We start from the raw sequence: 19,521 nt of genomic DNA on the forward strand, positions 1-19,521 counted from the left end.
TCTTTGGCGCGCGCGGAGTTTGGCTGTTCCCGGCGGCCGGGGTCTCGCCGGTCCGGCGATTCAGCCGGGCAGGTGCGTGCAGAGGATCCGCGCCACCGCCCGCGCCGTTGCCCGGGATGAGCCAAAGCAGTTGAGCGTGGGGAGGGGCGGATCCGGCACCACCGCGACGCCGGTGTTGATGCAGACAGCGCCGGGGATGTCCCGGGCAGCCTCCGCGGCGGCGAGTCCAGGGCTCCCGGCCGCCAGGCTCCCGACAAGGACCACCACCGGCTTCCCAGGGGCTGGCGTGCCGTGGTTCGGGTGCCGGCGTCCGGCACCGGGGAGGTCCGACGCCGGCAGCCGCTCCACAGCGACGTAGTCCGCCAGGCCTGCTGCAAAGAGGTCCGCGGTACGTCCGGCGGCCTGATTGTGGCCCCGCCTGGCGTCGACCAGCAGCACTCCGGTGGTCCCCGGCGGGAGTGCCACGGGCTGCCCTGGGTCTGTCCCGGCGACGGCGGCTGGTCCGGTGGCTGTTTCGGCGGTCCCTCTGGCGGGATGGCTGAAGCTGCAGGCTCCGGCCGCGGCCGCCACCCAATCCGGAGCCGGCAGTGCGGGAATTGCGGAGGCCGCAGCCGAGGCGTCCATTGCCCAGCAGGCAAATTCCGCTACCCGGCGCCCGGCGTCCCGAAGCAGTTCCACGGGCAGGGTGCCGTCGGCCACAGCTGCCAGCAGGGCGTCCCGCACTTCAAGGTAGGCGGCTTCGTCGGGACGGATGGCCCCGGTGGCGGTGCCGGTGCCGTCGCCGTCGTCGCCGTCGGTGGCGTTGCGGGTGGCGTTGCTGTCGCGCTCCCCGGACGTCGCCGGGTTGCCGAGGCACAGCAGGTCCGCGCCCGCCAGCATGGCCAGGACGGCGCCGCGGCCGGACCCGGTGGTGGCGCGGATGGCCGCCATGTCCAACGCGTCGGTAATCTGCAGGCCTTCGAATCCCAGCCCCCGCAGCAGCGAACCGGCTGCAGGGTTCAGGGTTGCCGGGGCCGGTCCCAGCTCGGGAATGACGATGTGGGCGGTCATGACGGACTTGACGCCGGCGGTGACGGCATCGTGGAACGGCGGCAGGTGCTCCGCCATTATTTCGTTCAGGGGCTGTCGCAGGGCGGGCAGTTCCAGGTGGGAGTCTGTGCTGGTGTCGCCGTGGCCGGGGAAGTGTTTGGCGCAGGCCCCGACCCCCGCGGACTGGATCCCGGTGACCATGGCTGCCGTGTGCCGGCCCGCGAGCCCGGGCCGTTCGCCGAAGGACCGCACGCCGATCACGGGGTTCAGGGGATTGGTGTTCACATCGGCCACGGGTGCCAGGACCAGGTTGATTCCCGCGTTCCGGCACATCTCCCCGATGGCGCGCCCGGCGGCCTCGGTGACACTGGTGTCGTCGATCCGGCCGAGCACGCCGGCGCCGGGAATCGACGAGCCGGGGCCGGACTCCAGCCGGGTGACGTTTCCGCCTTCCTCATCGCAGCCGATAACCGCGAGCGGGTTGGCTTGCCGGACCAGGACCGAGAGCCGGGCCACCTGGGCCGGATCCGCGGGATCGATGTTCTGGCTGAAATAGACGACGCCCGCAAGGCCCTGGCGCAGGGCGGAGGAGAGCCACTGCGGCACGGTGCGGCCGGAGAATCCCGGCCAGATTACGGCGTTGACCAGCCGGCAGAGCTCCGCGTAGCTGAGGACTGCAGTTCCGACGTGGCTGACGCCCGCCGTAGCGCCCAGGCTGATGCCCGCCGTGGCGCCGGCGGAAATGCCCGGGGTGCCCGAGGCTTCGAAGGTGTTCGTCTCGTCCCGGATTGTCATGCGCCCACCCTACCCAGAGCCCCGGCCATGGAACCCCGCGGGACATGCCCATTCTTCGTGGCAAGGACTGGGCACAATGGGACTATGTCCACCCTTGGGGCTGGCCGGAGCGCATGTCCAGTGGCGCGGGGAGAGGTGCCGGGTGGTGCAAGGGCGGCCACGCTGAGTGGGCCAGGTCCGCGCGGGGGACATGCTCATTCTTCGCGCCAGCGACTGGGCACAGTGGGATTATGTCCACTCCCGGGTTCGTGCGGAGGGCATGTCCAGCGGTGCAAGGGCGGCCACGCTGAGTGGGCCGTGTGCGGCAAGCACGCGCGGGGGACATGCTCATTCTTCGCGCCAGCGACTGGGCACAGTGGGATTATGTCCACTCCCGGGTTCGTGCGGAGGGCATGTCCCGTGGTGCCAGGGCGGCCACGCTGAGTGGGCCGCGTGAGGCAAGTACGCACGGGGGACATGCTCATTCTTTGCGCCAAGGACTGGGCACAATGGGATTATGTCCTGCCCCGGGTTCGCGCGGAGGGCATGTCCCGTGGCTCAGCGCGGTGCAGTGCAGGACAGGGCCTGGCCAAGTCTTAAGCGCCAACGCGGGGCCACCTGGGCCCATCCCCGCTGCTGGAGATGGGCCTCGAGTGACCCCGCGCTGGTGTTATGTGGGTTGTTGGATGGTTAGGAAGCTGCCGCAGTGCTGTAGGCCTGCTGGATGACGGAGCCCCAGTACGGGCCGTACATCGTGGTGGACTTGCTGCCGTAGCCGTAGCTGTTGATCGAGTTTTGGTAGCCGGTGGAGCTGGTGCCGATGAACCACGGGCCGCCGGAGGAGCCGCCGGTCATGTTGCAGGGGATGCCCTGGGAATTGAACTGCGGGTTGTAAGGATCGTTCGTGGCGGTGCCGGTGCAGCTCTTGAGGGACTCGCCGTTAAAGGGCCGTGCCGCGGGGTAGCCGAAAGCCTTGTAGGCGAGGCCGCGGGCGGCGTTGAACTGCACGCCCGAAGCGCCCACAACGTCGGAGAGCGTCTGGCCGTTGAGGGTGTTCATGACCGCGAATCCGGTGTCGTACGTCATGTCACCGCCGGAGCTCCACTGGGTCGGGGCGTGAAGGGACTTGGCCGTCCACATGCCGTAGGGTGCGGCGCCGTCGAGGTAGGCCGGGACAAACGTGAACTTGGTGGCGAAGGCGCCGGGGCCCTCGTTGACGCAGTGCCCGGCAGTGGAGACGGTGCTCTTATTCGTCGAGGATACCGAGTTGCCGGAGCAGACGTAGTTGGCGCCGCCGAGGGTGAAGAAGACCTTGCCGATGTGCTTGACCGGGGTCTCGCTGGCGTTCGCCTTGGGCGCCACTTCCTTGGCCTGCAGGCTCGGAGCCTGGGATTCGACGGTGCTGGGCGCTCCCGCTTCGGCCGGGCGGTTCACGGCCTTGGAATTGGCGCCCTTCTGCATGGCCCTGTCGGCCAGCACGTCGCCGGGGATGGCGTTGCGCATCCGTTCTTTCGTCCAGTATTCCGCTCCACCGGTCTCGACGACGGTGTGGCTGCTGACGCCCGACGTTTCTGTCGGGGCGTTTCCGGGTGACGGGGCCGCGGTAGCGGCGCCCGCGGCGCTCAGTGCCAGCAGCGCAGCGGCCGAGAGGCTGAGAAGGCTGGTGGCCAGAGTCTTCGGTGTTCTCATGGGTGTCCTAACCGGTGGAAAGCGGGGCGGCCGCCCGTGGTGGCCGCTGTGATGGAACGAAACTACGGCACTTTGACCAACCTGTAAAGCGAATTGTCAATTCTTGTCAAGGTGTGTTGCGGCCGTCACGGAGTCCCGGGTGCACGACGCCGGTAGGCGGCAACCCGGCTCCCTCGGGTAAGTTAGGGGTGTTGAGATAACACAAGATTCCGGAAATACCCAGACCTTCAGGGAGACGCCCGAGCAATGGCAAAGATTATCTATACCCACACCGACGAAGCGCCGATGTTGGCCACCTATTCGTTCTTGCCGATTGTCGAAGCCTTCGCTTCGACGGCCGGTGTGGAAGTGGAAACCCGCGACATTTCGCTGGCCGGCCGCATCATCGCCGCTTTCGGCGACTACCTCACCGAAGAGCAGCGCGTCAGTGACTCCCTGGCCGAACTCGGCGCCCTCGCCAAGACGCCGGAAGCCAACATCATCAAGCTGCCCAACATCAGCGCCTCCGTGCCGCAGTTGAAGGCAGCCATCGCGGAACTCCAGGGCCAGGGCTACGCACTGCCGGACTACCCGGACAACCCGTCCTCGGACGAGGAGACGGATATCCGCTCCCGCTACGACAAGATCAAGGGTTCCGCCGTCAACCCGGTGCTGCGCGAAGGCAACTCGGACCGGCGCGCGCCGCTGTCCGTCAAGAACTATGCCCGCCAGAACCCGCACAGCATGGGCGCGTGGTCCCCGGAGTCCAAGACCAACGTTGCCACGATGGACGCCGATGACTTCCGCTCCAACGAGAAGTCCGTGGTCATTGAGGCGGACACCAACCTCAAGATCCAGCTGGTCAAGGAAGACGGCACGGTCAAGGTCCTCAAGCGTGCCTTCCCCGTCCTCGCCGGTGAGGTCATCGACGGCACCGTGATGCGCGCCGCGGCGCTGGACTCGTTCCTCGCCGCCCAGGTTGCCCGCGCCAAGGAAGAGGGCGTGCTGTTCTCCGCCCACCTCAAGGCCACCATGATGAAGGTGTCGGACCCGATCATCTTCGGCCACGTCGTCAAGGCGTACTTCGCCGAACTGTTCGACACGTACGGCGCGCAGATCGCGGCCGCCGGCCTGAGCCCGAACAACGGCCTCGCCTCCATCCTCAACGGCCTCGAGGACCTCCCCGAGGAGATCCGCGCCGACGTCGAAGCGGCCATCCAGAAGGGCCTGAACGACGGCCCCGAGCTGGCAATGGTCGATTCCGACAAGGGCATCACCAACCTCCACGTCCCCTCCGACGTGATCGTGGACGCCTCCATGCCTGCCATGATCCGCAGCTCCGGCCACATGTGGGGCCGCGATGGCCAGGAAGCCGACACGCTCGCCGTCCTCCCGGACAGCAGCTACGCCGGCATCTACCAGGTGGTCGTCGACGACTGCCGCGCCCACGGCGCCTACGACCCGACCACCATGGGCACCGTCCCCAACGTCGGCCTCATGGCCCAGGCCGCCGAGGAATACGGCAGCCACGACAAGACCTTCGAGATCCAGTCCGCAGGCACTGTGCAGCTGGTCGACGACGCCGGCACCGTGCTGATCGAGCACCAGGTCGCCCCGGGTGACATCTGGCGTGCCTGCCAGACGAAGGACGTGCCGATCCGCGACTGGGTCAAGCTGGCCGTCACCCGCGCCCGCGCCTCCGCCACCCCGGCCATCTTCTGGCTGGACAAGGGCCGCGCGCACGACGCCCGCATGATCGCGAAGGTTGAGGAGTACCTCAAGGAGCACGACACTGAGGGCCTGCAGATCGCCATCATGTCTCCGGTGGAGGCTACGGCGTTCACGCTGGAGCGGATCCGCAAGGGCGAGGACACCATCTCGGTGACCGGCAATGTGCTGCGCGACTACCTGACGGACCTTTTCCCGATCCTGGAACTGGGCACCAGCGCCAAGATGCTCTCCGTGGTGCCGCTGATCAACGGTGGCGGCCTCTTCGAGACCGGCGCCGGCGGCTCGGCTCCGAAGCACGTCCAGCAGCTGCTGAAGGAAAACCACCTGCGCTGGGACAGCCTGGGTGAGTTCCTGGCCCTCGCCGTCAGCTTCGAGCACCTCGCCACGTCCACGGGCAACGCCCGTGCGCAGGTCCTGGCCGACACGCTGGACCGGGCCACCGGCACCTTCCTGCTGGAGGACAAGTCCCCGAAGCGCAAGGCCGGCGAGCTCGACAACCGCGGCAGCCACTTCTACCTTGCCAAGTTCTGGGCCCAGGAGCTGGCACGCCAGACCGACGACGCCGAGCTGGCTGCGGCGTTCGCCGCCGTCTCCGCTGCACTGGATTCCGGCGAGGAGACCATCGTCGGCGAGCTTCTGGCGGTCCAGGGTTCCCCGGTGGACCTCGGCGGCTACTTCCACCCGGACGCGGCCAAGGTCACCGCAGCCATGCGGCCCTCGGCCAAGTTCAGCGAAGTGCTGTCGATGCTCGGCTAACAGCCGTCCACGGCAACGCAGACGCCCCGCCTCCCGAAGGGGAAGCGGGGCGTTTTGCTGTCGTGGCCAAGGGCCGGCTGATGCAGGGGACAGGATGGCAGGACAGGCGGACGGCCCTAGCCCTTGCCCTTACCTTTCCCCTTGCCGCTTTCAGCCGGCGGCACGGGCGCGGGGGGAGCCGCCGCGGCGGCGGCTGCCGCCTGTGCGGCCGCTTCCTTTTCAGCAGCAACCCGGGCAGCCTCCGCCGCAGCAACCCGGGCAGCTTCGGCTTCGGCCTGCCGGGCGGTGAGGTCCCCGCGGACGGAGTCGACGGATTTCCGGATGCTCTGGTGACGTTTGAAGGAAACTTCGCCGCGGGCGGCCGCCTCGTCCAGTTTCAGGACGAGTTCGTCGAGTTGCTTCAGGGACGCCGCCGGATCATTAGCCGCGGCAGCCTCGGTGACGGCAAGGACCTTGGACTGAAGCTCCCGGGCGGCGCCGCGGTCCAGCTCGGGTGCCGGCGCGCAGCCGGCCAGAGCACCGGTGGACAGCACCGCGGCGAGGAGCCAGCCGGTCAGGACCGGACTGGAGCTGCGGGACCAGACGGCCCGGGGAGGCATGATTTTCATTTTCACGGTTCCACGCTCTTCTGCAGTTCCTGCAGGTGCTGGCCCAGGTCCCCGGTGACAGCCGGATAGGGGACGACGGCGGGTGGCTCGGGCGCCGCAAGGGCGAAGGCGGCAGCGACGCCGCCGGAAACGATCGCCAATAGCGCAACGGACAGCAGGATCTGCGTGCGGCGGCGGGCCAGCCGGAAGCGGGAGGAGGCCCGGGACGCCAATGAATCGCGGTCTGCCTTCGGACTGGTTGCCGCGTCCGGGTCCAGCAGGTGCACGGCCTGAGCGACCGTGGCGGCGGCGCCGCCGCTATTGCCGGTGGCGGCAATCAGCGCGGTAGTAGTGCCGGGGCTGGACGCTGGTCCGGCAGAGGGGAGCCGCGGGGGCCGGGCCGGCGGGGCAGGCAGCACCCGCGTGCGCTCTTCGGCGAGCGGTCCGGGAAGGGACTCGGGCGAGACCAGGGCATGCCGGAGCGCAACTTCGAGGTCCGCGGCGGATGGCCGGTCCAGCGGATCCAGCGCGGTCATGGAGCGGATCAGCTTGGCCCATTCGGCAGGGACGGAATCGGGGATGCCCGGGGCCCGGTGCAGCCTGGCGACGGCGGATTCCACAGCGCTGCCGGGGTATTCGATCTCGCCCTTGATGCATTCGAGCAGGACGAGTCCCAGCGAATAGATGTCGCTTGCCGGGCCCAGGTCCGCGCCCCGGGACTGTTCCGGGCTTAAGTACGCGGCGGTGCCCACCATGGTGCCCGTGGCGGTCAGCCGGGTTCCATCCATGATGCGGGCGATCCCGAAGTCGGTGAGCTTTGGCCGGAGCGGTTCCCCGGGACGGACCAGAACCAGCAGGATGTTGGCCGGTTTGATGTCCCGGTGGATGATGCCGAGTGAATGTACGTAGGCGAGGGCATCCGACACGCCGGCTCCGATGACCGCGATCTCATCCAAGGGCAGAGGGCTGTGCCGGATCCGGGCCCGGAGATCCTGCCCGTCCACCAGTTCCATGGTCAGGAAGGGCCGGGGTTCCTCGGGGATCCGGGTGTCGGTGCCAGCATCGAAGAGGGTCACCAGACTGGGATGGTTCAGAGTTGCCAGCAGTTCAATCTCTGCTTCCTGACGCCGGAGTTCGTCGGGATCGGCGGACTGCGGTGCAAAGAGCTTGAGCGCGACTTCGCGGCCCAGGTTCATGTCCTTGGCCGTGTAGACGGAGGCCATACCGCCCCTGCCGATTATTTCCCCCAGCCGGTATCGGCCGCCCAGGAGCACTGCCGTGACGATTTCGGGCGAACTGTCCACGCTTATCCCCGTCCTTTTCCCGTGCGCCACGGCGGCGCCCCTCAAGAATGATACCGGGACGGGTATCGGCTTCCCGCACTGCGGCCGCGGACCGACGGCCGCCGTGCGGGACAGATGCTTCCGCATCCTGTTGCCGTTGGGTCCCCCAGCGGACCCAACGACGGAATGCTCTGCCGGAGCCTGTTGCCGTTGAGTCCCCCAGCGGACCCAACGACGGAATGCTCTGCCGGAGCTTGAGAGGTCGTTGAGTCCCCCAGCGGACCCAACGACTTCGCTCCGGCCTCACGAGACCTCGCGGAGGCGGGGCGTCTTAGGGCGGGCGTTCCCTGTAGTGCGGTGAGGGTTTACGGCGCGCCTTTGGTCCTTCGGGTGCGCCTGGCGCGGCGGGCAGCACCACGGGCGCCGACGACGTCGGTCCCGCGGCCGAAGCAACGAATGAGGAAAAAGGGGTGCCGGAATACCGGCAGCGGACGGTGGCGTCCATCGGGGGTCTCCTGAATGACTGTTGGCGGGCGCTCAAAGGCAGCCCGGTTGGCCGTGCTCTGTGGAGGCAGAGACGGCTAACTAGTCAGGAGATGAACCGGGGTCAGCGGCGACGGCTGAGTGGACGTGCTGAAGCGGGCCGCGGATTGGTTCCGCGCCGGCCGTGGGAATCACCAGGTACTGGCTGGGAAGCCAGGCAGCTGCACTTCCGGGACCACCGGACGAGAGCGTCGTTCCGGAACCGGAGCCGGGGGCGGCGGGCAGCGCATTGGGAGCGGGCAGACCTGTCCCCTGGGGCCACGGGCCCGGGCGGTCGTTGCCAGGTGCCGGGGGCGCGGTGCTTCCGGAGGCAGAGCCTTCCGGAGGCGCGCTGGAGTGCTGGCCGTCCCCGCTGAGGCGGGTGTCGTCCTTCAGCGCCGGGAGGTACAGGGCACTTCCATAGGCCCCGTAGCTGGGCGTCGATGTTGCCTCCTGCAGGGCGGGCACGGCTTCGTAGCTGACCAGGCAGTCGGCAGGGGCTTCGGATCCCGGGGGCACGACGGCGGTGTCAGGGGGAGCGGGATCGGGAGGAGCAGGGAGCACAACGTCCAGGGGCTCCGACTCCAGACCCGTGGGACCACCCGACGGTGCCGGGACCGTAACGGGTTCTGCCGGCACGGGGTCCGTCACTGCCGGGATCGTGGGATCCGGCACCGGGGCATCAGCCGGGGGCGTTGGATCCGTGGCCGGCAGTGTGGGATCCGGGGCCGGTGCGGTCGCCGGAGGAGTTGGATCGGGAGTCGCGACTGGATCCGGTGCGGGAGCCGGGTACGTCACCTCCGGGTCCGGGGCCGGCGACGGGGTCGGACCGGAACCGATCGGGGTTGGAGTCGGTGTCGGCGCCGGGTCCGGCGCGGGCTCCTCCGCGGGCGGGGTAGTCGGCACCGCAGTGGGCTCGGGAGAGGGCGCCGGGGCGGGGGCCGGTGCGGGGTCGGGGGCAGGTGCAGGGTCCGGAACCGGGGCCGGTGCCGGTGCAGGGGCCGCCGGGGGCGGTGCGGGGGCCGGTGCAGGGTCCGGAGCCGGAGCCGGCGCCGGTGCAGCGGCCGGGGGCGGTGCGGGGGCCGGTGCAGGGTCCGGAGCGGGGGCCGGTGCAGGGGCAGGTGCGGGGTCCGGCGCGGGCGCGGGGGCAGGGGGCTCGGACGGCACCGGAGGCTCCGGGGCGGACGGGGGCGGCGCAGGGTCCCCGGGGGGCACAGGAACGGCGGCCCAGGGCGTTCCCCTGGGCACGGGCATGGCTTCGGCCGCTGCCGCCGAAACCGCCGGCACCGGAACCGCTTCTTCCGAAGGAAACAGCGCGGTGAGCCTCATGATCGCGGTCGAGCCGCCTGACGTCGGTGGGGGAGAAGCTGGGTTGTCAGCCACGGCTGCGGTCGTTGAGATCGCCAGCCAGGCGATTCCGGCGACGCCGCCCAGAAACACCCTCCGGAGTGCGCGGCGCGCGCGCAAGGGGACTGATGCTGGGTCCACGCGCACACCCCATTTCCCCGATTGCTCGACGGTTGCCTATAGGGTAAGTCCGCGCGCTGGGGCGAGTCCAGAGTCAAAGGTAACTTGACGTTTCAGGCGTCCCAAAAACACCGTCAGCGGGCGTCGTTCGGGTAGCTCACTCCCAGTTGGGCGCGCACCCCGTCGAACAGCCGCATGGTGTTGAGGGAGTCCTCGAGCGGCATGACGGGGCTTTCGGTGAGTCCATGCTGGATGCAGCGGGTCACTTCGCGCAGTTCATAGGTGTAGCCGCGCCCGACGACGTCGAAAGACTCGCTGCGGGGCCCGTCGAAGCCGACCTGCACGCGGAGCTCCTTGGGGTTGTTAATCGAGCCGATGGACTGCAGGAAGCCGTGGCTGCCGGCCACGGTGGCGGTCCGGGGGCCGTGCGCCAGCAGGGAGGACGTCAACTGGGCCTGGGCGCCGTGGTGGTAGCCGAGGGTCAGCGCGTTCTGGGCGTCGACGCCGTCGTCGTTCAGCCAGCCGGTGGCACTGACGGTCTGCGGAAAGCCCAGGGTGCCCAGGGCCCAAAGCAGCGGGTAGACGGTCAGGTCCAGCAGCGCGCCGCCGCCATCCTTCGGTGCCCAGAGGCGCGAGGCGGGCGAGTACGGTGCGGGGAAGCCCAGGTCCGCCCCTACCCACTTGACCTCCCCGATTTCGCCGGAGGCGGCGATCTCGAAGGCCCTTTGCATGCCCGGCAGGAAGCGGCTCCACATGGCTTCCATCAGGAAGAGGCCCTTGGCACGCGCCAGCGACACCAGTTCGGAGGCTTCCCGGGCGTTCACGGTGAGTGCCTTTTCGCAGAGGACATGCTTGCCCGCGGTGAGGGCCGCCATCGCGATTTCGTGGTGATGGGCGTGCGGTGTTGCCACGTATACGACGTCGACTGCGTCGTTGGCGAGCAGCCGGTCATACCCGGTCTGCCCGTTCTGGTCCCCGAAGGCCCGGGCGAAGCCGAAATCGGCGGCGAAGGCATCCGCCGCCGCCTGCGTGCGTGAACTGACCGCATAGAGCTCGGCGTCGGCCAGGAGTTCCAGATCGCGGGTCACGGACGCCGCAATGCCTCCCGTGGCGATGACCCCCCAGCGCAGCCTGGCGCCGGTAGCAGTGCGCGGATCGGGGTCCGCTTGGCTGGACAACCAGGGCTTGGCGATGAGGGCGGTCATGGAGTCATCTTCTCACCCGGGGAGAGTGGCCCCCCGTGACCGCGCCGAAGCTGCGGGAGCGCCGGCGCGGTTGCCGCGGAAGCTGGGGGCGGGTTGAGGGGGAGCCCCCGGCTTCCGCGGCGTCTGTGGGCCGGGCGTCAGGCGGGGGATCCTGCCGTGACCCGGCTGCGCGCGGGCTCCTCCGTCAGCCGGCCCTGCTGGAGCCGGAACCGCCGGTCGGTCTTGTTGGCCAGCGAACGGTCGTGGGTGACCACAAGGATGGTGGTGTTGTGGTCCCGGCTCAGCGAACTGAGGAGCTCGATGATGTGCTCTCCGGTCTGTTCATCCAGGTTGCCCGTCGGCTCGTCCGCGAGGATCAGCTTCGGGGAGTTTGCCAGTGCGCGGGCGATGGCCACCCGTTGCTGCTCGCCGCCGGAGAGCCGGTTGATGCGCCGCCCATGCTTGTCCGGATCGAGCTGTACCTGCTGCAGCAGCCCCCGTGCACGCTCCTGGCGGGCCGCCTTCCGGATCCCGGCGAACTCCATGGGCAGCATCACGTTGTCCACCGCCGACAGGTTGGGGATCAGGTTGAACTGCTGGAACACGAAGCCGATGTCCCGCCGGCGGTATTCGGTGAGTCTGCTGTCCGGCATGCTGGCCAGGCTCACGCCATTGACGAGGACGTCGCCGCTGGTCGGCTTGTCGAGGGCGCCAAGGAGGGACAAGAGGGTGCTTTTGCCGCTGCCGCTCTTGCCGACGATCGAGGCGAGGGTGCCCTGCTCGAGCTCGAAGCTGACATCGTTGACGGGCTTGATGGTGCGGTCGCCGGACTTGAACGTGCGGACCAGGTTCTTGACTTCGATCATGGCTACTCTCCTCGGAGGACTTCGATGGGACGGATGCGGGCGGTGAGGAGGGCCGGAACCAGGGCCCCGACGATGGCGACGCCGAACACCGCGGCGATCCCGGCGGCAATCACGCCGGGGGAGGCGCTCGCCGTGACGGACGTCAGCAGCTGGCTGGCCCCGCCGAGCGGGTTCCCGCCAGGAGCGCCGGGGAAGCCGCCGGCCAAACCGGCGCCGGGGACCCCGCGCTGGCCTGCCACGGTGGTGGTGGCGGCGGTGGCGGTGTTGGAGCTGATGAGCGCGGAGGCGATGCCGCCGCTGGCAAAGGACGCGACGGCGGCACCCACCGCACTGCCCAGGGCCACGAGCACCAGCGCCTCCAGCACGAACTGCAGGCCGATGGTGCGGTTCCGGGCGCCGATCGCCTTCAGCACACCGATTTCCCGGCGGCGCTCGCGGACCAGCATGACCATGATCAGGAGGATGATCAGGCCCGCGGTGGCCAGCGCCGCCACGAACCCAATGAAGGAGATGTTCTTGACGCTTCCGAGCGAACTGACCGCCGTCTCCAGGTTCCGCTGGCCCTGGCTGACGTCAGCCGTGTCGGTACCGAGCGCAGCCTGCAGCGCCGCCTTGGCGGCGTCGACGTTTTCCATGGAATCGACGGTGACGATCATCGTGGACAGTTCCCCGGGGAGTTCCGCGAGTGCCTGGGCCGCGGGAAGCGTGAGGTACAGGGCGTTGTTGCCGAAGGCCGTTCCGGCGTCGAACAGGCCCGCCACGGTGAAGCTCTGGTCCTGGATGGTGAACGTGGAGCCGACATCGAGGCCGTTCTTTTCGGCGAGGGTGGTGCCCAGCAGGGCGCCGGTGGAGCCGGCGGTGTAGTCGCCCAGTCCGGTGCCCTTCGTCAGCGCCAGGGCCTTGCCCGTGGTGTCCACCTCGGCGCCGACGCCGGTGGCCGTGATCGGCAGGGAGAACGACGGCGCCGCGCCGGATCCCGTGCTGCCGGTGGCCGCCTGGTTGCGCGTGCCGAGTGTCCCGGCGTCGACGGCGGCGGTGAGGCTGGTGGTCACGGTGGTGGCGGACTGGCCGCCCGGCCCTCCCTGGCTGCCTGGACCTCCCTGCCCGCCCGCCTGGGCTGCAGCCGCGTCGGCGTTGCGCAGCCGCAGCGCCTTGGTGCCGACGACTGTGCTCACGTTCGGCACGGCGGCCGCCGTCGTGGCCTGTTCCGCGGTCAGCGGCTCGCCGCCGCCTTCGAAGCCCTGGCCGCCGGAGGGATTCACCGTCAGCACGGTGCCCACCGAGGCGTTCAGCTCGGCGACCTTCCCCGCTACGGCCTGGTTGGCTACCAGCATGGCAAGCGCCAGGCAGATGGCCACGGCCAGCACCGCCACCACTGCCGCTGTTCGGACCTTGTTTCGAAAGGCGTTGCCTACACTCCGGGCAAGGACGCTCACGTGACTCCTAGGGATCTCAGGCCGGCCGGAATCGGCCGGCGGCTGATCCCACACTGGTACGGGCTGCTGTGCGGACCGCCTTCCGGAGCTATGGATCCGCTGTGAGCGCCCGGGGAAAACCGGGGCAGCAAAAAGCCCCGGCCCGCCAGGAGGCGGAGCCGGGGCTCTCGTGATGCAGTGAACGAACTACTGCTTGGTGAGCGGTCCGAGTACCGGATCGTTGACGTAGGCCGTGTTGACGTTTTCCTTGGTCACGATGACGGGCTCCAGCAGGTATGCCGGAACCACCTTGACGGTGTTGTTGTATGACTTGTCATCGTTGATCTCAGGCGTCTTGCCGGCCTGGAGGTCCTTGACCATGGTGATGGCATGCTCGACGAGCTTGCTGGTGTCCTTGTTGATGGTGGAGTACTGCTCTCCGGCCATGATGGACTTTACGGACTCAACTTCGGAGTCCTGGCCCGTAACCACCGGAATGGGCTTGCCGGCAGCCTTGACCGAGGTGATGATCGCGCGGGCCAGCGTGTCGTTCGGGGACAGCACGCCGTCGAGCGGTGCACTGCCGTAGGTCCCGGCGAGCAGGGTGTCCATACGCCGCTGGGCGTTCTCTGCCTTCCAGCCCTGCGTAACGGCCTGCTCGAAGCTCGTCTGGCCGGACAGCACCTTGAGGGTACCGTCGTCGATCTTCGGCTTCAGGACGCTCATGGCGCCGTCGAAGAAGACCTTCGCGTTGGCATCATCGGGGGAACCGGCGAAGAGCTCGATGTTGTACGGGCCCTCAGGCTTCTTGGCCTTCATGCCCTCCAGCAGCGCCTGGCCCTGGAGTTCACCGACCTTGAAGTTGTCGTAGGCCACGTAGTAGTCCACGTTCTGGGTGTTCAGCAGCAGACGGTCATACGCGATGATCGTAGCGCCGGACTCCTTGGCCTGCTGGAGCTGGGTACCCAGCTGCGCACCGTCGATGGCGCCGACGATGATCACCTTGGCGCCCTTGGTGATCATGGCACTGATCTGGTTCTGCTGTTCCGAAACGCCGCCGTTGGCGAACTGCACATCCGGCTTGAAGCCGGCATTCTTCAGGCCGTCGTTGAAGAGCGTCTCCGCCAGTACCCAGTTTTCGCTGGTCTTCTGGGGGAGCGCGACGCCGATCAGGGAATCTTTGGGGAACGCTTCCCCGCCCGTCGTGGAACCGCCGGAGGTCCCGGAGTCCGTGCGGCCGCAGGCTGTCAGCGCCAGTGCCGCAATAGCAGCGATTGCTGCTGCCTTTCCTGCTTTACCAATCAGTCGCATTGTTTGGTTCACTTTCTTTAGATGGTGTGCGGAGAATTGTCGAGCTGTCCAGGGCGCGGATCAAATGCCCCTTGAGATGACCTCTTTGGTGGAGGTGGTCTCATCGGCCTTGATTTCGCTGCTGCGGCCGAAGTTCTTCATCAGCATGCCGATGATGGATTTCTTGCCCTGGGACTTGTTGTAAACATCGAACGCGACGGCGATCAGGAGCACGAGGCCCTTGATGATCTGGGTCAGGTCGGCGCCGACGCCGAGGAGCTGCAGGCCGTTGTTCAGGACGGCCATGACCAGGCCGCCGACGATCGAGCCGATCACGGTGCCGACGCCGCCAGTCACTGCGGCGCCGCCGATGAATACGGCTGCGATGGCGTCCAGTTCCCAGCCGACGCCGTCGAACGGGCCGGAGGCGGTGGAACGGCCGACGAAAATCATGCCGGCGAGGCCGGCGAGGACCGACATGTTCATCATGACCAGGAAGTTGACCTTCTTGGACTGGACGCCGGAGAGTTCTGCGGCGTGCCGGTTGCCGCCGACGGCGTAGATGTGGCGGCCGATGACGGTCTTGGAGGAGATGAACCCGTAGATGATGACGAGGGCTGCCAGGATCAGGCCCGGGATCGGGAAGGACGTGCCCGGCCGGCCGGTCGCGAACAGGTAGGTGGCGTAGAGGATCGCGCCGTTGATCAGGACCATTTTGGTGATGCTGACCCAGGCTTCGGGGACCTCGGCGCCGAGGGCTTTGGCGTTGCGGCGGGAGCGGATCTCGCTGAAGATCACGAACGCGACGGCGGCCAGGCCCAGCAGCAGGGTGAGGTTGTTGTAGCCGGTGCTCGGTCCGATTTCGGGGAGGTAGCCGGAGCCGATTTTCTGGAAGTCTCCGGGGACCGGGATGGTGTTGGACTTGCCGACGTACTGGTTGGCGCCGCGGAAGATCAGCATGCCGGAGAGGGTGACGATGAACGCCGGGATGCCGACGTAGGCCGTCCAGAATCCTTGCCAGGCACCGATCAGGACGCCGAGTCCGAGCCCCATCAGGATGCCGAGGTACCAGGGGATGCCCCAGTCACGGATGAAGAGGGCCACGCAGACGCCCACGAACGCCGCGACCGAACCGACGGAGAGGTCGATGTGGCCGGCGATGATCACCAGGACCATACCGATGGCGAGGATCAGGATGTAGGAGTTGCCGTTGAAGAGGTTGATGACGTTGCCCGGGGTGAGCGTGCGGCCATCGGTGGCAATCTGGAAGAAGATGATCAGCGCCACCAGGGCGAAGATCATGCCGAATTGGCGGGTGTTGCCGCCAAAGAGCTTCTTGAGCGCGTTCATTGTTTCAGTCCTTGTTTCCGGAGTGTTCGGAGTGTGCGGAGCGGTTGGCCACGGCGGTCAGGCGGTCTTGCGGGCGGAGGTCATGAGTTTCATGAGGTTTTCCTGGCTGGCTTCGTCCTTGTTGACCACACCGGTGATGGCGCCTTCGAAAATGGTGTAGATCCGGTCCGAGAGGCCCAGCAGCTCGGGCAGCTCCGAGGAGATCACAATCACGCCTTTGCCCTGGTTGGCCAGCTGCTGGATGATGCCGTAAATCTCGTACTTGGCGCCGACGTCGATCCCGCGGGTGGGCTCGTCGAGGATCAGCAGCTCGGGGTCGGTGAACATCCATTTCGCGAGCACCACCTTCTGTTGGTTACCGCCGGAAAGTTTGGCCACCCCCTCCTCCACGGAGGGCGCCTTCGTCCGCAACGACTTGCGGTACTGCTCGGCGACGGTGAACACCTTGTTGGCGTCAATGACGTTGCGTTTGCTGACCTTGCGCAGGTTGGCAGAGACCGTGGTTTCCTTGATGTCGTCCAGCAGGTTCAGCCCCAGAGACTTGCGGTCCTCGGTGACGTAGCCCAGTCCCGCGTCGATCGCCTGGCGGACGGTCTTGAGTTCGACTTCCTTGCCGTCCACGTACACATGTCCGGAGAGGAAGCGACCGTAGGACCGGCCAAAGACCGAGCGGGCAAGCTCGGTGCGCCCGGCACCCATCAACCCGGCGAAACCGACGATCTCGCCCCGGCGGACGAAGAAGCTGGAGTTCTTGCAGACCATACGGTCCTGGACCTGCGGGTGGCCCACGTTCCAGTTCTTCACCTCGAAGAAAACCTCGCCGATCTTCGGCTCATGGTCCGGGAAGCGGGACTCGAGGGTCCGGCCCACCATGCCCTTGATGATGCGGTCCTCGTCGACGCCGTCGGCCTTGACGTCCAGCGTCTCGATCGATTTGCCGTCGCGGATGATGGTGATGGAATCCGCGATCTGCTCGATCTCGTTCAGCTTGTGGGAAATGATGATCGACGTGATGCCGCGGCCCTTCAGGCCCAGCATCAGGTCCAGCAGGTGCTGGGAGTCGGACTCGTTCAGCGCCGCCGTGGGCTCGTCGAGGATGAGGAGCTTCACCGACTTGTTCAGGGCCTTGGCGATCTCCACCAGCTGCTGCTTGCCGACGCCGATTTCCTTGATCGGGGTTTCCGGGTCCTCCCGGAGCCCCACCCGGGCGAGCAGCTCGGTGGAGCGGGTCCGGGCCTCGGCCCAGTCGATCACCCCGCGCTTGGTGGGCTCGTTGCCCAGGAAGATGTTTTCCATGATGGACAGCTCGGGAATCAGCGCGAGCTCCTGGTGGATGATCACGATGCCGGCGTGCTCGCTGGCCCGGATGTCCTTGAACTGCTGGACTTCGCTCTGGTAGACGATGTCGCCGTCGTAGCTGCCGAACGGGTAAACCCCGGAAAGCACCTTCATGAGGGTGGACTTGCCTGCGCCGTTTTCACCGCAAATGGCGTGGATCTCACCGGCCTTCACCCGCAGGTTCACCTCGGCCAAAGCTTTAACGCCGGGGAACTCTTTGGTGATGGAGCGCATCTCGAGAATTACCGGATCGCTGTGCGTGTTGAGGGACGTCATCTGCCCTTACGCCTCCAATGCATGACTTCGTTGTCCGCCCCTGCAAACCGCAGGGCCGTCTGATGGAAAAGTAAACTGGATCACAGGCCTTGTCGTCAAGTCTTTAACGCAACGGCCCGATAACGAAAACTCAGTTCCGCCGGATTCCCGCGTGCTGGAACACCAGTGCGGTGGCTCCGAGGGCCTCGGCGCGGTCGCCCAGCGACGACATGGTGAGCGTCGTCGTCTCGCCGATAACGGGCACTGCGTGCCGGACCAGGCCCCGCCTGATCGGATCCAGCAGCAGCTCGCCAAGTCCCGCGAGGGGGCCCCCGACGACGATCACTTCCGGGTTGATCAGGTTGGCCACGTTGCCCAGGGCGCGGCCGACGGCGAGTCCGGCGTCGTCCACGACGCGCAGTGTTGCGGAGTCCCGGGCGAGGGCCTTGCGGACGATGTCCTCCGGGGTCAGCGGGGCGTCCTCTCCGCGGCCCAGGAGCTCGATCATGGTGGTGGTCGAGGCGATGGTTTCCAGGCATCCCCGGTTCCCGCAGCGGCAGACCAGGCCGTGTTCATGGATCGTGGCATGGCCGATTTCGCCGGTGATTCCCACGTTGCCGTAGTAGGGCATGCCATTCAGGATCAGCCCCGCGCCGATGCCAGACCCGATCTTGAGGAACATCAGGTTGCTTATGCCGGTGTGGGGTCCCCAGGTGACCTCGGAGAGGGCGCCCAGATTGGCGTCGTTGTCGACGAAAACGGGGAGGTCCAAGGCTTCCTCGAGGCGTTTGAGGATGTTGATGCCCACCCATTCGGGCAGGATGGCGCCCTGCGCCACGGTGCCGGTGCGGCGGTCGATGGGGCCGGGGATGCCGACGCCGGCGCCCACCACGGCGCTGCGTTCCACTCCGCTGCTGGCCAGGAGCCGGTCCAGCAGTCCGACGGCGGCCGTGATGCCCTCCTCGGCGTGGTGGCCCAGCGGGAGGAGCACCGATTCCTCGGCAATGACGTGATAGCTCAGCGAGGCCAGGACGACGCGCAGGTGCCGGCGGCCGAAGTCGATTCCGACTGCGACGGCCCCGTTGCTGTTGAGTCGGACGTTAAGGGCCCGCCGGCCCGAGCTGGTTATCGGTTCGGTGGACGCCAGGCCGGCGTCCTGCATGATCTTGACGATGTTCGAAATCGTCGCCGTGGACAGGCCGGTCTGCCGTGCGAGTTCCGCCTGCGTGGAAGGCCCGGCGAGAAGGCATTCAATGATCCGCTGCTGGTTCAGATGCCGCAGGGCGGATTGTGATCCGGGGTTTTTGGTTCGGCTCCTCGTTGAGCGCGTTGGTGAGGGCATGGAATGAAGCGTCCCGCATCAGGCGCTTGTAGTCAAGAAGTTAACGCAACTGTTGCACGCGTGTCGCTTCCGGCGGCGCCCCGGCTGCGGGGTGCCGCCGTCGCCCGTTGGACCTTGGCGCCGGGGTGTCAGGCGTGCAGTTCCCGGTGCGCCCGGGCCAGTTCCCGGTAGTGGGCAGCGTTCTGCTGGACCCCGGCGAACTCCTCGTCGCTGAGTTCGCGGCGGACCTTGGCCGGCACCCCGGCGACGAGCGAGCGGGGCGGGATGACGGTTCCTTCCAGCACCACGGCGCCTGCCGCGATGAGGGAACCGGCGCCGATGACGGCGCCGTTGAGGATGGTGGCGCTCATGCCGATGAGGCAGTCGTCCTCGACCGTACAGCCATGCACGACGGCGCTGTGGCCGACGCTGACCCGGGCGCCGACACTGCAGGGGAAGCCCGGGTCCGCATGCAGGACCACGTTGTCCTGGAGGTTGGTGCCGGCGCCGACGCTGATCGGGGCGGTGTCAGCCCGGACGGAGACGCCGTAGAAGGCGCTGGAGTCCTCGGCGAGCGTTGCCTTGCCAATCACCGAGGCGCTCGGCGCGACGAAGGCGGATTCGTGGACGGCCGGCGTGTCGCCGGCAAATGCGTAAATGGGAGCCATTCCTCCAGCCTAGGACA

General features: G+C 67.6%; 14 protein-coding genes. 1 reads left to right on the top strand and 13 read right to left on the bottom strand.

The window, feature by feature from the left end; translation table 11 throughout:
- Positions 1-60: 60 nt before the first annotated feature.
- Together LDO13_RS04460 and LDO13_RS04465 are read right to left on the bottom strand one after the other, a co-directional pair.
- Complete coding sequence (locus tag LDO13_RS04460) at positions 61-1,824, bottom strand: glycoside hydrolase family 3 N-terminal domain-containing protein (RefSeq protein WP_224048859.1); 1,764 nt, start codon at positions 1,822-1,824, stop codon at positions 61-63.
- Between the two features lie 669 nt (positions 1,825-2,493).
- Positions 2,494-3,492, bottom strand: a complete 999-nt coding sequence (locus LDO13_RS04465) for a hypothetical protein (protein WP_224048860.1) — start codon at positions 3,490-3,492, stop codon at positions 2,494-2,496.
- 246 nt (positions 3,493-3,738) lie between these two features.
- On the opposite strand from LDO13_RS04465, the gene LDO13_RS04470 reads away from it, so the two are divergent.
- A complete protein-coding gene (locus LDO13_RS04470) occupies positions 3,739-5,958 on the top strand; it encodes an NADP-dependent isocitrate dehydrogenase (protein ID WP_224048861.1) in 2,220 nt (739 codons plus the stop codon).
- 116 nt (positions 5,959-6,074) lie between these two features.
- Here LDO13_RS04470 and LDO13_RS04475 read toward each other — a convergent pair whose 3' ends face one another.
- The 11 genes from LDO13_RS04475 to LDO13_RS04525 form a co-directional block, all read right to left on the bottom strand.
- Positions 6,075-6,566, bottom strand: a complete 492-nt coding sequence (locus LDO13_RS04475; protein WP_224049660.1) for a mucin-associated surface protein — start codon at positions 6,564-6,566, stop codon at positions 6,075-6,077.
- Between the two features lie 2 nt (positions 6,567-6,568).
- Positions 6,569-7,849: a serine/threonine-protein kinase gene (locus LDO13_RS04480; RefSeq protein WP_224048862.1), complete on the bottom strand. Its 1,281-nt coding sequence runs from the start codon at positions 7,847-7,849 to the stop codon at positions 6,569-6,571.
- A 564-nt stretch (positions 7,850-8,413) separates the two neighbouring features.
- Positions 8,414-9,001: a hypothetical protein gene (locus LDO13_RS04485; RefSeq protein ID WP_224049863.1), complete on the bottom strand. Its 588-nt coding sequence runs from the start codon at positions 8,999-9,001 to the stop codon at positions 8,414-8,416.
- Between the two features lie 950 nt (positions 9,002-9,951).
- On the bottom strand, positions 9,952-11,022 hold the full coding sequence (locus LDO13_RS04490; RefSeq protein ID WP_224048863.1) for a Gfo/Idh/MocA family oxidoreductase: 1,071 nt from the start codon (positions 11,020-11,022) through the stop codon (positions 9,952-9,954).
- Positions 11,023-11,159: 137 nt separating this feature from the next.
- Positions 11,160-11,867 carry an ABC transporter ATP-binding protein gene (locus LDO13_RS04495; RefSeq protein ID WP_224048864.1) on the bottom strand — a complete coding sequence of 236 codons (708 nt, stop codon included), beginning with the start codon at positions 11,865-11,867 and terminating at the stop codon, positions 11,160-11,162.
- A gap of 2 nt (positions 11,868-11,869) precedes the next feature.
- On the bottom strand, positions 11,870-13,303 hold the full coding sequence (locus LDO13_RS04500; protein ID WP_224048865.1) for an FtsX-like permease family protein: 1,434 nt from the start codon (positions 13,301-13,303) through the stop codon (positions 11,870-11,872).
- 186 nt (positions 13,304-13,489) lie between these two features.
- Positions 13,490-14,593 carry a sugar-binding protein gene (locus LDO13_RS04505; protein ID WP_224048866.1) on the bottom strand — a complete coding sequence of 368 codons (1,104 nt, stop codon included), beginning with the start codon at positions 14,591-14,593 and terminating at the stop codon, positions 13,490-13,492.
- Between the two features lie 60 nt (positions 14,594-14,653).
- Positions 14,654-15,922, bottom strand: a complete 1,269-nt coding sequence (gene mmsB / locus LDO13_RS04510) for a multiple monosaccharide ABC transporter permease (protein ID WP_224048867.1) — start codon at positions 15,920-15,922, stop codon at positions 14,654-14,656.
- Positions 15,923-15,979: 57 nt separating this feature from the next.
- A complete protein-coding gene (mmsA, locus tag LDO13_RS04515; protein WP_224048868.1) occupies positions 15,980-17,536 on the bottom strand; it encodes a multiple monosaccharide ABC transporter ATP-binding protein in 1,557 nt (518 codons plus the stop codon).
- 130 nt (positions 17,537-17,666) lie between these two features.
- Positions 17,667-18,857 carry an ROK family transcriptional regulator gene (locus tag LDO13_RS04520; RefSeq protein WP_224048869.1) on the bottom strand — a complete coding sequence of 397 codons (1,191 nt, stop codon included), beginning with the start codon at positions 18,855-18,857 and terminating at the stop codon, positions 17,667-17,669.
- A gap of 128 nt (positions 18,858-18,985) precedes the next feature.
- Positions 18,986-19,504, bottom strand: a complete 519-nt coding sequence (locus LDO13_RS04525) for a gamma carbonic anhydrase family protein (protein WP_224048870.1) — start codon at positions 19,502-19,504, stop codon at positions 18,986-18,988.
- Positions 19,505-19,521 lie beyond the last annotated feature (17 nt).

The sequence above is a fragment of the Arthrobacter sp. NicSoilB4 genome (assembly GCF_019977335.1).
In the GTDB taxonomy this organism is placed as follows: Bacteria; Actinomycetota; Actinomycetes; order Actinomycetales; family Micrococcaceae; genus Arthrobacter.

Coding starts and splice junctions, on each gene's coding strand:
- mmsB (WP_224048867.1), bottom strand. CDS start 15,922: ATGAACGCGCTCAAGAAGCTCTTTGGCGGCAACACCCGCCAATTCGGC.
- LDO13_RS04495 (WP_224048864.1), bottom strand. CDS start 11,867: ATGATCGAAGTCAAGAACCTGGTCCGCACGTTCAAGTCCGGCGACCGC.
- LDO13_RS04475 (WP_224049660.1), bottom strand. CDS start 6,566: ATGAAAATCATGCCTCCCCGGGCCGTCTGGTCCCGCAGCTCCAGTCCG.
- LDO13_RS04470 (WP_224048861.1), top strand. CDS start 3,739: ATGGCAAAGATTATCTATACCCACACCGACGAAGCGCCGATGTTGGCC.
- LDO13_RS04460 (WP_224048859.1), bottom strand. CDS start 1,824: ATGACAATCCGGGACGAGACGAACACCTTCGAAGCCTCGGGCACCCCG.
- mmsA (WP_224048868.1), bottom strand. CDS start 17,536: ATGACGTCCCTCAACACGCACAGCGATCCGGTAATTCTCGAGATGCGC.
- LDO13_RS04490 (WP_224048863.1), bottom strand. CDS start 11,022: ATGACCGCCCTCATCGCCAAGCCCTGGTTGTCCAGCCAAGCGGACCCC.
- LDO13_RS04520 (WP_224048869.1), bottom strand. CDS start 18,857: ATGCCCTCACCAACGCGCTCAACGAGGAGCCGAACCAAAAACCCCGGA.
- LDO13_RS04465 (WP_224048860.1), bottom strand. CDS start 3,492: ATGAGAACACCGAAGACTCTGGCCACCAGCCTTCTCAGCCTCTCGGCC.
- LDO13_RS04505 (WP_224048866.1), bottom strand. CDS start 14,593: ATGCGACTGATTGGTAAAGCAGGAAAGGCAGCAGCAATCGCTGCTATT.
- LDO13_RS04525 (WP_224048870.1), bottom strand. CDS start 19,504: ATGGCTCCCATTTACGCATTTGCCGGCGACACGCCGGCCGTCCACGAA.